This window comes from Streptomyces sp. SYP-A7185 (assembly GCF_046103685.1).
GTDB lineage: Bacteria > Actinomycetota > Actinomycetes > Streptomycetales > Streptomycetaceae > Streptomyces.
The window spans coordinates 4,105,563-4,118,916 of sequence record NZ_CP122310.1 but is presented as its reverse complement, the minus strand read 5'-3'; the positions used below and the strand labels follow the sequence as shown (position 1 = coordinate 4,118,916).

At 68.6% G+C, this 13,354-nt stretch carries 9 protein-coding genes and 1 rRNA gene; 8 read left to right on the top strand and 2 right to left on the bottom strand.

What is annotated here, in order from left to right; translation table 11 throughout:
* The first annotated feature begins 118 nt into the window (after positions 1-118).
* The 4 genes from QBL25_RS17970 (at position 119) to QBL25_RS17955 (ending at position 4,002) form a co-directional block, all read left to right on the top strand.
* Entirely contained in the window at positions 119-295 is a 177-nt protein-coding gene (locus tag QBL25_RS17970) for a Trm112 family protein (RefSeq protein WP_409058049.1), read from the top strand.
* Positions 296-424: 129 nt separating this feature from the next.
* Positions 425-1,630: an SIS domain-containing protein gene (locus QBL25_RS17965; protein ID WP_409058048.1), complete on the top strand. Its 1,206-nt coding sequence runs from the start codon at positions 425-427 to the stop codon at positions 1,628-1,630.
* A 131-nt stretch (positions 1,631-1,761) separates the two neighbouring features.
* The gene (manA, locus tag QBL25_RS17960) at positions 1,762-2,916 is read left to right on the top strand and encodes a mannose-6-phosphate isomerase, class I (protein WP_409058047.1); all 1,155 of its coding nucleotides are present in this window, start codon (positions 1,762-1,764) and stop codon (positions 2,914-2,916) included.
* Between the two features lie 126 nt (positions 2,917-3,042).
* Complete coding sequence (locus QBL25_RS17955) at positions 3,043-4,002, top strand: cation diffusion facilitator family transporter (protein WP_409058046.1); 960 nt, start codon at positions 3,043-3,045, stop codon at positions 4,000-4,002.
* An 89-nt stretch (positions 4,003-4,091) separates the two neighbouring features.
* Here the strand turns inward: QBL25_RS17955 and QBL25_RS17950 are convergent, their stop codons facing one another.
* Positions 4,092-6,215, bottom strand: coding sequence for a fructose-specific PTS transporter subunit EIIC (locus QBL25_RS17950; protein ID WP_409058045.1), 2,124 nt, complete (start codon positions 6,213-6,215; stop codon positions 4,092-4,094).
* Positions 6,216-6,634: 419 nt separating this feature from the next.
* On the opposite strand from QBL25_RS17950, the gene ahcY reads away from it, so the two are divergent.
* Positions 6,635-8,092 (top strand): adenosylhomocysteinase, encoded by a 1,458-nt coding sequence (ahcY, locus tag QBL25_RS17945; protein ID WP_409058044.1) that lies wholly within the window; start codon positions 6,635-6,637, stop codon positions 8,090-8,092.
* A gap of 302 nt (positions 8,093-8,394) precedes the next feature.
* Entirely contained in the window at positions 8,395-9,009 is a 615-nt protein-coding gene (locus QBL25_RS17940; protein WP_409058043.1) for a hypothetical protein, read from the top strand.
* 10 nt (positions 9,010-9,019) lie between these two features.
* On the opposite strand, the gene QBL25_RS17935 is transcribed toward QBL25_RS17940, so the two are convergent.
* The gene (locus QBL25_RS17935; RefSeq protein ID WP_409058042.1) at positions 9,020-9,994 is read right to left on the bottom strand and encodes an RDD family protein; all 975 of its coding nucleotides are present in this window, start codon (positions 9,992-9,994) and stop codon (positions 9,020-9,022) included.
* A gap of 89 nt (positions 9,995-10,083) precedes the next feature.
* Between QBL25_RS17935 and QBL25_RS17930 the strand changes: the two genes are divergently transcribed.
* Complete coding sequence (locus QBL25_RS17930) at positions 10,084-11,091, top strand: stage II sporulation protein M (RefSeq protein WP_409058041.1); 1,008 nt, start codon at positions 10,084-10,086, stop codon at positions 11,089-11,091.
* Between the two features lie 589 nt (positions 11,092-11,680).
* Positions 11,681-13,206, top strand: a 16S ribosomal RNA gene (locus tag QBL25_RS17925).
* Positions 13,207-13,354 lie beyond the last annotated feature (148 nt).

Genomic DNA, 13,354 nt, shown 5'->3' with positions numbered 1-13,354 from the left:
CTCCCGCCCAGGGGGGCCTGGGGCGAAGCCCCGGCCGTGGACAAGCCCAAGGCCCCGGGGCCAGCGGTAGGCTGACCAGGCGACATCCCGCACCCACCCGCTCGAAGGGACCCACCCCATGCCGCTCGAAGCCGGCCTCCTGGAGATCCTCGCCTGCCCGGCCTGCCACGCCCCCCTCAAGGAGGCGGACACGGAGCTGGTCTGCACGGCGAACGCGAAGGACTGCGGCCTCGCCTACCCCGTCCGCGACGGCATCCCCGTACTCCTCGTCGACGAGGCCCGCCGCCCCGCGTAAAGCCCCGAGGCCCACCGCCCCCGCAAGGGCGGAGAGGACCCCGCAAGGCCCGCAGGGCCCGGCGAAACGACAAGAAGGCGCGACCGGCGGACCCCGCCCCGTCGCCCGGCGAATCGGAGGCCCGACCTCATGCTCGACGAATCGCTCCTTGACGCCCCCGAGGCCCTCGCCGTGGCCGACCGCCGCGGCCTCCTCCGCGGCGCGGCCGAGGCGGGTGCCCGTGTCCGCACGGCGGTGCGGCACGCCACGGAGGCCGGGCTCACCCAGCTCAAGCCGGACGGCCGCCCCCGCGCCATCCTGATCGCGGGCCCCGGCACGGCCGCCACCTGCGTGGCGGATCTGCTCGGCACCCTCGCGGGCACCGGCTGCCCCGTGATCCGCCTCGCCCCCACCGGCGTGGCCCCCGCGGCAGGCGCCCTGCGCTGGGCGCTCCCCGGCTGGGCGGGCCCCCTGGACCTGCTGCTCATCGCCACCCCGGACGGCACGGAACCCGGCCTCGAACTCCTGGCCGAGCAGGCCTACCGCCGCGGCTGCACCGTCGTGGCCGTGGCCCCCGCCCGCTCCCCGCTGGCCGAAGGCGTCGAGGGCTCGCACGGCCTCACCGTCCCGATGGCCACATCCCCGTACGGGGAGTACGAGGCTCCGCACGACGGAGAGCGCGCCTCCGAGGCCTACGAGGCCCGCCGCCTGGACGACGAGGCCGCCGCCTCCGCCCCCGCCACCCTCTGGGCCCTGCTGACCCCGCTCCTGATCCTCCTGGACCGCACCGGCCTCATCGCCGCGCCGGCCGAGACCCTGGAGAAGATCGCCGACCGCCTCGACCAGGTCGCGGAACGCTGCGGCCCGGTCGTCGCGACGTACGGCAACCCGGCCAAGACCCTCGCCGCCGAGCTGGACGAAACCCTCCCCGTGATCTGGACCGAGGGCCGCCTCGCGGGCCCCGTGGGCCGCCGTTTCGCCGCGGGCCTCGCCGAGCTCGCCGGGCACCCCGCGGTCGCGGGCGAGCTGCCCGAGTCCCTGCCCGCGCACGGCGCCCTGCTCGCGGGCAACCTCGGCCCGAGCGGCGCGGACGGCGGCGAGGACGACTTCTTCCGCGACCGCGTCGAGGAGCCCCAGCTGCTGCGTGCCCGCGTCGTGCTGCTCCGCGACCGCCCGGTCGACGCGGGCGGCCTCAGCGCCGCGCCCGCGGCCCGCGAACTCGCCCACGGCCACGACATCGCGCTCAGCGAGCTCGAACCGGAGGACGGCGACGACCTCGAAGCCCTCGCGGAGCTGATCGCCGTCACGGATTTCGCCGCCGTTTACCTGGCGCTCGCCCCGAAGGGCCGATCATGACCACAGCCCGGTCATGACCTGAGCCCCGCACCGGACCCCACCCCCCCCAGACCGCCCGAACACCGCGCCGCGGCCCGACGCCCCGCCCGCCTCGCCCCGCCCCGCGTACGTACGCAAGGGAGAACCCCTCCGTGGACCGCCTCACCAACACCATCCGCCCCTACGCCTGGGGTTCCACCACCGCCATCGCGGAACTCCTCGGCGTCGAGCCGACCGGTGAGCCGCAGGCCGAGATGTGGATGGGCGCCCACCCCGGCGCCCCCTCGCGCACCGGACGCGGCCCGCTCGACGAGGTGATCGACGAGGACCCGGCGCGGGAACTGGGCAGGGCGGCGGTCGCCCGGTTCGGCCCGCGCCTGCCCTTCCTCCTCAAGCTCCTCGCAGCGGGCGCCCCACTCTCCCTCCAGGTCCACCCCGACCTGGAACAGGCCAGGGAGGGGTACGAGGACGAGGAGAGCCGGGGCGTCCCGATCGACGCCCCGCACCGCAACTACAAGGACGCCAACCACAAGCCCGAACTGATCTGCGCGCTCACGGAGTTCGACGGTCTCTGCGGCTTCCGCGACCCCGTCGAAGCCGCGGACCTGCTGGCCGGTCTCGGCGTCGACTCCCTGAAGCCGTACGTCGACCTGCTGCACGCCAAGCCCCAGGAAGGCGCGCTGCGCGAGGTCCTCACGGCCGTCCTGACCGCGGACCCCGAGCAGATGGCGGCGACCGTCACCGAGGTCACCGCCGCCGCCGAACGGCTCGGCGGCGCCTACGCCCCGTACGCTGGCATCGCGCACCACTACCCCGGCGACCCCGGCGTCATCGCGGCGATGCTCCTCAACCACGTCCGACTCCAGCCCGGCGAGGCCCTGTTCCTCGGCGCCGGAGTCCCGCACGCCTACCTCGACGGCCTGGGCGTGGAGATCATGGCCAACTCGGACAACGTGCTGCGCTGCGGCCTGACCCCCAAGCACGTCGACGTGCCGGAACTTCTGCGCATCGTCCGCTTCGAGGCCACCGAACCCGGCATCCTGCGCCCCGAGGCCACACCGGACGGCGAAGAGGTCTACGACACCCCGATCGACGAGTTCCGCCTCTCCCGTTTCGTCCTGCCCGAGGGCGCCGCCTCGCACGACCTCACCGCCGCCACCCCGCAGATCCTGCTCTGCGTCGCGGGCTCGGTGCGCGTCGGCGACGCCGGGGAACTCGCACCCGGGCAGTCCGTGTTCGTCCCCGCGGAGGAAAAGACCGAAGTGTCCGGAGTGGGCACGGTGTTCCGTGCCACTGTGGTGGCCTGACTCACCCCAGAGGTCGCGTGCTGCAACAATGACCCACCGCAAAGGACGGGCAAAGCAGCGTCCTGCCGGCAGCGATGCCGGCGCGGTGGGTCATGAACGTACGCAGCGAAGGGACAACGGGCACACATGAGCGCGTCAGGCGGAACAAAGGCGATTGTCGCGGCACTCGCCGCGAACCTCGCGATCGCGGTGGCGAAGTTCGTCGCGTTCCTCTTCAGTGGCTCGTCGTCGATGCTGGCCGAGAGCGTGCACTCGCTCGCGGACTCGGGCAACCAGGGGCTGCTGCTCCTCGGCGGCAAGAAGGCACAGCGCGAGGCGACCCCCCAACACCCCTTCGGGTACGGGCGCGAGCGCTACATCTACGCCTTCCTGGTCTCCATCGTGCTCTTCTCGGTCGGCGGCATGTTCGCGATCTACGAGGGCTACGAGAAGATCAAGCACCCGCACGAGATCGAGCACTGGTACTGGCCGGTCGGCGTCCTGGTGTTCGCCATCATCGCCGAGGCCTTCTCCTTCCGTACGGCCATCAAGGAGTCGAACCACACGCGCGGCAAGCTCACGTGGACGCAGTTCGTCCGCCGCGCGAAGGCCCCCGAGCTGCCGGTCGTGCTCCTGGAGGACCTGGGCGCGCTCGTCGGTCTGATCCTCGCCCTGATCGGCGTCGGCCTGGCGCTCGGCACGGGTGACGGCGTCTGGGACGGCATCGGCACGCTCTGCATCGGCATCCTGCTCATCCTGATCGCGATCATCCTGGCGGCGGAGACCAAGTCCCTGCTCCTGGGCGAGGCCGCGGGCACGGAAGAGGTCGCGAAGATCGAGAAGGCCCTGGTCGACGGCGACACGGTCACCAAGGTCATCCACATGCGCACGCTCCACCTCGGCCCCGAGGAGCTCCTCGTCGCCGCCAAGATCGCCGTGCAGCACGACGACACGGCCGCCGAGGTGGCCACCGCCATAAACGCCGCCGAGGAGCGCATCCGCACGGCGGTCCCGATCGCCCGCGTGATCTACCTGGAGCCGGACATCTACAGCGAGGCGGCCGCCGCCGAGGGCACGAACCCGGCGAAGTCGCCCGGCGGCCACTGATTTTCTGAGTACGTACGACGAGGGGCCCCGCACCGTGCAGGTGCGGGGCCCCTCGTCGTACGCAGAGGTTGTACGCGGAGCTGCCGCGGCTAGCGAATCTCCCGCAGCACCTCAAGGATCGCCGCCTCGTCGGGCGCCGCTTCGAGCCGCTCCCGGAAGCCGGTGTCCATCAGCTTGCGGGACAGGAGCGCGAGAATCCGCAGGTGCTCGTCGCCCGCGGCGGCCTCTGGCACGGAGATCATGAAGATCAGCTTGGCCTTCGTACCGTCGAGCGCACCCCACTCGATGCCCTCGGCCGACCGCGCGAACCCGACGACCGGCGAGGACACCGCGTCGGTCTTGGCGTGCGGGATGGCGATCTCCTCGCCGAGCCCGGTGGTGCCCTGGGCCTCACGGCGCAGAGCGGTGGCCACGAGCTCGTCGACGTCGTTCACCTTGCCGGTGGCGGCGAGGAGCTCCGCCATCTCACGGATCGCGGAGTCCTTGTCGGCGGAGCCCAGCCGGGTCTTGACGGTCTGCCGGGTGAGATAACCGGAGAGGAGTTCTTCGGCTTCGGCTTCGGCTTCGGCCTCAACCTCGGCATTGGCTTTGGGGGAGGGGGATACGGCTGCGGGTGCGGCAGCCGCCCCGGAAACGACGGATGCGCCGCCGCCTGCTCCCGCCCCCGCTCCCACTCCCGCGAGAACGGGCTCAGGCCCGCCCGGCACGTCGACGACCGGCTGCCCGCGCCGCTTGCGCTCGCTGAGGTCGACGAGGGTGACGGTGGTGAGGGCGGTGACGACGGTGCCTATGGCGATGGCGATGAAGAACATCGATACGCCACCGACGGCGCCCAGGACCGCCACGATCGGGCCGCCGTGGGGCACCGCGTCCTCGACGCCCGCTTGACCGGCGATCGCACCGGCCACGGCGCCACCGAGCATGTTCGCGGGGATGACCTGCGCCGGCCGTGCGGCGGCGAAGGGGATCGCGCCTTCCGAGATGCCGAAGAAGCCCATGAACAAGGCCGCCAGACCGGTCTCCCGTTCCTGCTCGCTGTAGAGCCGCTTGCGGATCAGCGTCGCGAGCCCCTGGCCGAGCGGCATGACCGGGATCGCGGCGGCACACATGCCCATGACGGTCTGGTTGCCGGTCGCGATGAGACCCGCGCCGAAGAGGAACGCCGTCTTGTTGACCGGACCGCCCATGTCGAAGGCGATCATGAGGCCGAGGATCGCGCCGAGCAGGATCGCGCTGGTCCCGGTCATACCGCTGAGCCAGCTGGTCAGATGCTCGAAGACCCACGAGATCGGCTTGCCGATGACGTAGATGAAGAACAGGCCGAGCGCCGTCGTCGAGATGATGGGGATCACGATGATCGGCATGATCGGCTGGGCGAACTTCGGGACCTTGACCTTCTTGATCCACAGCACCAGATAACCGGCGAGGAAGCCGGTCACGATGGCTCCGATGAAGCCCGCGCCCGCCTTGGAGTCGTACAGCTCGCCGGTGTTGGCGATCCAGCCGCCGATCATGCCGGGCACGAGCGCGGGCCGGTCGCCGATCGCATAGGCGATATAGCCGGAGAGGATCGGCACCATCAGCGTGAAGCCGATGACACCGATCTGGTTGACGTGCATCCAGAACGAGTCGTCGGGGATGACGAGCCCGCCCTTGGGATCCGTGTGGCCGCCGAGGGAGAGCGAGATCGCGATCAGCAACCCCCCGACCACGACGAACGGAATCATGTACGAGACGCCGTTCATCAGCGCCTTGTACGCGAGGCTCCGCTCCTTGCCACTGCCACTGCCACCGCCACCGCCCGCGCCACCACCGGCGGCAGACTCGGCGGACCCGCCGCCGGCACCTCCGCCGTGCACGGGAGCGCTCCGCACCTGTTCGATCAGCCGCTCCGGGTGGCTGATGCCCTCGGACACGCCGACGGACAGCACGCGCTTGCCGACGAATCGGCCGCGGTCGACGTCCTTGTCGGCGGCGATGATGATGCCGTCAGCATCCCTGACATCGTTGTCAGTCAGTACGTTCTCGGCTCCGATGGAGCCCTGCGTCTCCACCTTCATGTCGATGCCGAGGCTCTCCGCGGCCTGCGAGAGCTTCTCCGCAGCCATGTACGTGTGAGCGATACCGGTCGGACAGGCGGTCACGGCGAGCAGCTTCAGCTTCTTCGGCTCGCCGCTGCTCCCGCCTATGGGGGGATCGGCCGGATGGGTCACGTGGATCTCCTAACGCCTTCGTCACACAAGATCGCGCAAATGTTCCCGATCTCAAGGCATCCTGCAACACACGCGCGCAGGTTCAAAAGCGCAAAGGTCCCGAATGGGCAGGTCTGTCGCCCCGCAGTCGCCCCGCCCCCACCCCGTCCCCACCCCGTTCGTGGCGCCGTTCGCGGCCGGCGCGCCCACCGCGCCCCCGGGGAGGCGGGCTGGGGCTCGCTGGGCCAATCGGTGTAGCTTTGTGACCGAGCCAGACGTCGCTGCTGATGGCGGTCGGGCGGTGCCTTCATGGGTACCGGCCGAGGGAGAGAGGGCCTCCGACGGACTGTGCTGCTGCACGCCGGTGCTTCTCCGTGCCGTCGTCGCAGGTCAGCCATGTCCACCCACCCTCGAACAATCCCACGAGGAGCAGCTCACACATGTCGACACTCATCAACGGCCAGGACTTCAAGGTCGCCGATCTCTCGCTGGCCGACTTCGGCCGCAAGGAGATCACCCTCGCCGAGCACGAGATGCCCGGTCTGATGTCGATCCGCAAGGAATTCGCCGCCAGCCAGCCGCTCGCCGGCGCCCGCATCATGGGCTCGCTGCACATGACCGTGCAGACCGCCGTCCTCATCGAGACCCTGGTCGCCCTCGGCGCCGAGGTCCGCTGGGTCTCCTGCAACATCTTCTCGACCCAGGACCACGCGGCCGCGGCCATCGCCGTCGGCCCGAACGGCACCCCGGACGACCCCCAGGGCATCCCGGTCTTCGCCTGGAAGGGCGAGACCCTGGAGGAGTACTGGTGGTGCACGGAGCAGGCGCTGACCTGGCCGAACACCCCCACCGGCGGCCCGAACATGATCCTGGACGACGGCGGCGACGCCACCCTCCTGGTCCACAAGGGCGTCGAGTACGAGAAGGCCGGCAAGGTCCCGTCGGAGGACACCGCCGAGTCGGACGAGCACCGCGTCATCCTCCAGCTCCTCAACCGCACCATCACCGAGGGCTCGCAGAAGTGGACCCAGCTCGCCTCGGAGATCCGCGGCGTGACCGAGGAGACCACGACGGGCGTCCACCGTCTGTACGAGATGCACCGCGACGGCACCCTCCTCTTCCCGGCGATCAACGTGAACGACGCCGTCACGAAGTCGAAGTTCGACAACAAGTACGGCTGCCGCCACTCGCTGATCGACGGCATCAACCGCGCCACGGACGTCCTGATCGGCGGCAAGACCGCTCTCGTCTGCGGTTACGGCGACGTCGGCAAGGGCTGTGCCGAGTCCCTCCGCGGCCAGGGCGCACGCGTGATCATCACGGAGATCGACCCCATCTGCGCCCTCCAGGCGGCGATGGACGGCTTCCAGGTCGCCACGCTCGACGAGGTCGTCGACAAGGTCGACATCTTCGTCACCACGACGGGCAACAAGGACATCATCATGGCCTCGGACATGGCCAAGATGAAGCACCAGGCGATCGTCGGCAACATCGGCCACTTCGACAACGAGATCGACATGGCCGGCCTCGCCAAGATCCCCGGCATCGTCAAGGACGAGGTGAAGCCGCAGGTCCACACCTGGACCTTCCCCGACGGCAAGGTCCTGATCATCCTCTCCGAGGGCCGCCTGCTGAACCTGGGCAACGCCACGGGCCACCCGTCCTTCGTGATGTCCAACTCCTTCGCGGACCAGACCCTGGCCCAGATCGAGCTGTTCACCAAGCAGGAGGAGTACCCGACCGACGTCTACGTGCTCCCGAAGCACCTGGACGAGAAGGTCGCCCGTCTGCACCTGGACGCGCTCGGCGTGCAGCTCACGACCCTGCGCCCCGAGCAGGCCGCGTACATCGGCGTGGAGGTAGAGGGCCCGTACAAGCCGGACCACTACCGCTACTGAGCCACCCCACCGGGGGCTGCCCGCAGCCCCCGGCCACGCTCACCCGCAGGCCCTCGCCACTCGGCGGGGGCCTGCGCCCGTGATGGACTCGTGCCGGACACGCTCCCGCCCCGCACCCCAGGGCCGACCGACAGCCTTCCGAAGCAGCCCCTCACCCCACGGCGACCCGCACCCCACGACGACCCTCACCCCACAGCGGCCGTCACCGCACAGTGGCGCTGATCCCACAGCGCCCCGACCCCCGGCCGGAAACCGGCGACAGCCCTCGGACGTGAACCCGCCCCCGACAAGGACCGAGCCCCATGCCCCGCGGCCACTATTCGCTCCACGATCCGCACGACCACACCCCCCTCGGCGAAGAACACTTCCACTGCGCCCCCGGCCCGTCCGGCTGGCGCTACGTCTCTCAGCGGCTGAACCCCTCGGGCGAACCCACCGGCTCCGTCGACCTCGCACTCGACGAGCTCGGCCGCCCCATCCGGCTCGAACTGCACGCGGGGGACTGGCAGATCCGCGCCGCGGCGATCGACGGCGTCACCTGGGTACGCACCGACCCCACCGGCACCCATGCCACTGAAGACAACGCCCCCGCCCACGCCTTCACCGGCACGTCCCCCGCTTTCCTCGTCGCGACCTCACGTCTCCTGCGCCTCACCCCCGCTTCCCCCGCGACCCGCGTACGCCTCGTCGCCTTCACGGACCCGGTCCTCGCCCCTCGCACCCTCGACCAGTCCTGGGCCCTGCTGAAAAGCGAAGCACACGCCACTGACAACGGACCGCTGATCGTGGACGAATACCAGGTCACGGCCCTGGACACCGGCGAGCAGCACGCCGTCCACATCGCCGGCGACGTCGTCCTCTCCGCCCCCGGCACGGAGCTGGAGAACCTCGAATCCCCGCCCTCGACGTTCGCCTGACCCGAGCCGCCTACGCGGGCGGCACGAACCCCGTACCGGACGGCGCGGCCTCGGTACCTTCCTGCCCCGCGACCGGACCCCCCGGATGCGCCGGACCGACGGGGTGGTGGACAGGGGGGTGAACGGGGTGAACCGGGGACGGCGCATGAACCACAGGCCCGGCGGACCCCCCGGGGTACCCACCAGCTACACCAACCCCAGGAGACCCGCCGACCCCAGGAGCCCCGTACCCCGGAGCCGCCGCGAACGCCCGCCGGGAGTCACGCGTCTGCCGTTCCTGCACCACCGCGGCCAGGTACGCCGCCGGCGGCACACCCTGCGGAGCCGGAGCCCCCGTACGGTCCGCGAGATCCCCGGCGAGCCGCTGGGCCATGGCCCAGCCCACCTGCGGATCCAACTGCCCCATCCGCGTCAGGTACTGCCTGATGGCGAGCCACAGCCCGTCGGGCACCCCGGACAGATCGAGCCCGGAGAACCGCCCCGCGAGCCAGGGCGGCGGCGGAGGAACGAAGGACGACTGCCCGGCGGGCACCCGCTCCCGTACGACGAGCGTCCCCGCGAACACATCCCCGAGGCGCCGCCCCCGCGCCGACACCAACGACGCGATGCACGCGACGACCCCGAACGTCAGCAGGATCTCGACGACCCCCACAGCCCCCCGCACCAACGCGTGCCGAAAGCGGATCGGCCCCCCGTCGTCCCGCACCACCCGCAGCCCGCACGCCATCTTGCCCAGCGACCGCCCATGGCTGAGCGTCTCCACCGCGATCGGCCCGCCGACCAGGATCAGCACGAAGCTGGCGACCGCGATCGCGGCGGCCGCCGCGTCGTCCAGCGAGGACGTGGAGGCCACGATCGCCACGGTCACCCCCAGGTAGACCGCCCACGCCACCACCAGATCGATCAGTACGGCGAGCCCACGGCTCGGCAGCTTCGCCGGGCGCAGTTCCAGCGCCACCGCCTCGCCCGTCACAAGCTCACTCACGCCAGCCGCCCTTCCCTGCCCTGCCCTCGGAACGGCCAGTCTGCCAAGCTGAGGCAGCATCGCGCCGCAGTACGAGGAGCAGCCACCTGATGGACCTCGACGTCTTCGTCTCCGCCCACCGAGCAGAGTGGGACCGACTCGACGCCCTGCTGCGCCGTCGGCGCCGCCTGACCGGAGCCGAGGCCGACGAACTCGTCGCGCTCTACCAACGCAGCGCCACCCACCTCTCGCTGATCCGGTCCAGCGCCCCGGACCCGCAGCTCACCGGTCGCCTCACCCACCTCGTGGCACGCGCGCGTAGTGCCGTGACAGGCACCCGCCAGGCCTCCTGGCGCGATGTCACGCACTTCCTGGGCAACGGTTTCCCGGCGGCGGTCTACCGCTCCCGCCACTGGTGGGTGCCCACCGCGATCCTCTCGACGGTCCTCGCGGCCGTCATCGGCTGGTGGATCGCCACGCACCCGGAGGTCCAGTCCTCCATCGCGGCCCCGGACGAACTGCGCCAGCTCACCCGCCCCGGCGGTGAGTACGAGACGTACTACTCCAGCCACCCCGCGGCCTCGTTCGCCGCCCAGGTGTGGACGAACAACGCCCAGGCAGCCGCCATGTGCCTGGTCCTGGGCGCTTTCCTCTGCTTCCCCGTCATCTGGATCCTCTTCCAGAACATGCTGAACCTGGGCGTCGGCATCGGCCTGATGTCCTCCGCCGACCGCCTGGACACCTTCCTCGGTCTGGTCCTCCCGCACGGCCTCCTGGAACTGACGGCCGTCTTCGTCGCCGCCGGTACGGGGCTTCGCCTGGGCTGGACGCTCATCGACCCGGGCCCGCGCTCACGTCGAACCGCACTCGCCGAAGAGGGCAGAGCGGCCCTCGGCATGGCGGTGGGCCTCGCGCTCGTCCTGTTCGTCTCCGGCGCCATCGAAGGCTTCGTCACCCCGTCCGGCCTGCCGACCTGGGCCCGCATCAGCATCGGCATCGCCGCCGAACTGGCCTTCCTGGCCTACGTCTACGTCCTGGGCGGCAGGGCCGCGCGCGCCGGCGCCACGGGCGACCTGGACCCCATGGAACGCAGTGCCACGGTGCCCACCGCAGCGTGATGTGCGTCAGCCCCTGCTGACCTGCTAGTGTCCTCGACGCCCCAGAAAAACCGTTGACACGGAAGGACTGGGGAGGTAGATTCGAACAGTTGCCTAGAACTGGACAAGTCCAGCGGTGGCGGTTAAAGTCTGCCTGCTTCTTGAATCTCATAAGCCAAGAAGCCGCATCCCGATAAATCGGAAACTCCAGCCGGTAAGACCGGCCGAAAACTTCTGATAAAGTCGGACTCGCCGGAAAAGGAAACGCGAAAGCCGAAAGGCCGGAGCGGGAACCGGAAAGGCACCGAGGAAATCGGACACGAAAGAGTCTGATAGAGTCGGAAACGCAAGACGGCAAGACAAAAGAAACACCGAAGGGAAGCGCCCGGAGGAAAGCCCGAGAGGGTGAGTACAAAGGAAGCGTCCGTTCCTTGAGAACTCAACAGCGTGCCAAAAGTCAACGCCAGATATGTTGATACCCCGTCTTCGGCCGTCATGGTCGGGACGAGGTTCCTTTGAAGAAAACATCAGCGAGGACGCTGTGAACCGGAAGATTATTCCTCTTCCTGGTTCCGCTCAACGCGGATGCGATCCCGATTACGGGAAAACATTCACGGAGAGTTTGATCCTGGCTCAGGACGAACGCTGGCGGCGTGCTTAACACATGCAAGTCGAACGATGAAGCCCTTCGGGGTGGATTAGTGGCGAACGGGTGAGTAACACGTGGGCAATCTGCCCTGCACTCTGGGACAAGCCCTGGAAACGGGGTCTAATACCGGATGACACTTTCTCTCGCATGGGAGAAGGTTGAAAGCTCCGGCGGTGCAGGATGAGCCCGCGGCCTATCAGCTAGTTGGTGAGGTAGAAGCTCACCAAGGCGACGACGGGTAGCCGGCCTGAGAGGGCGACCGGCCACACTGGGACTGAGACACGGCCCAGACTCCTACGGGAGGCAGCAGTGGGGAATATTGCACAATGGGCGAAAGCCTGATGCAGCGACGCCGCGTGAGGGATGACGGCCTTCGGGTTGTAAACCTCTTTCAGCAGGGAAGAAGCGCAAGTGACGGTACCTGCAGAAGAAGCGCCGGCTAACTACGTGCCAGCAGCCGCGGTAATACGTAGGGCGCAAGCGTTGTCCGGAATTATTGGGCGTAAAGAGCTCGTAGGCGGCTTGTCACGTCGGTTGTGAAAGCCCGGGGCTTAACCCCGGGTCTGCAGTCGATACGGGCAGGCTAGAGTGTGGTAGGGGAGATCGGAATTCCTGGTGTAGCGGTGAAATGCGCAGATATCAGGAGGAACACCGGTGGCGAAGGCGGATCTCTGGGCCATTACTGACGCTGAGGAGCGAAAGCGTGGGGAGCGAACAGGATTAGATACCCTGGTAGTCCACGCCGTAAACGGTGGGAACTAGGTGTTGGCGACATTCCACGTCGTCGGTGCCGCAGCTAACGCATTAAGTTCCCCGCCTGGGGAGTACGGCCGCAAGGCTAAAACTCAAAGGAATTGACGGGGGCCCGCACAAGCAGCGGAGCATGTGGCTTAATTCGACGCAACGCGAAGAACCTTACCAAGGCTTGACATATACCGGAAAGCATCAGAGATGGTGCCCCCCTTGTGGTCGGTATACAGGTGGTGCATGGCTGTCGTCAGCTCGTGTCGTGAGATGTTGGGTTAAGTCCCGCAACGAGCGCAACCCTTGTTCTGTGTTGCCAGCATGCCCTTCGGGGTGATGGGGACTCACAGGAGACTGCCGGGGTCAACTCGGAGGAAGGTGGGGACGACGTCAAGTCATCATGCCCCTTATGTCTTGGGCTGCACACGTGCTACAATGGCAGGTACAATGAGCTGCGAAGCCGTAAGGCGGAGCGAATCTCAAAAAGCCTGTCTCAGTTCGGATTGGGGTCTGCAACTCGACCCCATGAAGTCGGAGTTGCTAGTAATCGCAGATCAGCATTGCTGCGGTGAATACGTTCCCGGGCCTTGTACACACCGCCCGTCACGTCACGAAAGTCGGTAACACCCGAAGCCGGTGGCCCAACCCCTTGTGGGAGGGAGCTGTCGAAGGTGGGACTGGCGATTGGGACGAAGTCGTAACAAGGTAGCCGTACCGGAAGGTGCGGCTGGATCACCTCCTTTCTAAGGAGCATCTAGATTCCGCAAGGAATCCAGAGCCACTACGTCGGCAAATGTTCGACGGTGGTTAGCTCATGGGTGGAACGTTGACTATTCGGCACGATCGGTTGGACCTGTAAGTACTGCTTCGGCGTGGAACACAGAGTTTGAT

What these genes read in the sequence shown, in the direction of transcription:
- QBL25_RS17940 (WP_409058043.1), top strand. Translation starts at nt 8,395, where the DNA reads ATGCCCCGCGGCCACTATTCGCTCCACGATCCGCACGACCACACCCCC.
- QBL25_RS17955 (WP_409058046.1), top strand. Translation starts at nt 3,043, where the DNA reads ATGAGCGCGTCAGGCGGAACAAAGGCGATTGTCGCGGCACTCGCCGCG.
- QBL25_RS17965 (WP_409058048.1), top strand. Translation starts at nt 425, where the DNA reads ATGCTCGACGAATCGCTCCTTGACGCCCCCGAGGCCCTCGCCGTGGCC.
- QBL25_RS17930 (WP_409058041.1), top strand. Translation starts at nt 10,084, where the DNA reads ATGGACCTCGACGTCTTCGTCTCCGCCCACCGAGCAGAGTGGGACCGA.
- QBL25_RS17970 (WP_409058049.1), top strand. Translation starts at nt 119, where the DNA reads ATGCCGCTCGAAGCCGGCCTCCTGGAGATCCTCGCCTGCCCGGCCTGC.
- ahcY (WP_409058044.1), top strand. Translation starts at nt 6,635, where the DNA reads ATGTCGACACTCATCAACGGCCAGGACTTCAAGGTCGCCGATCTCTCG.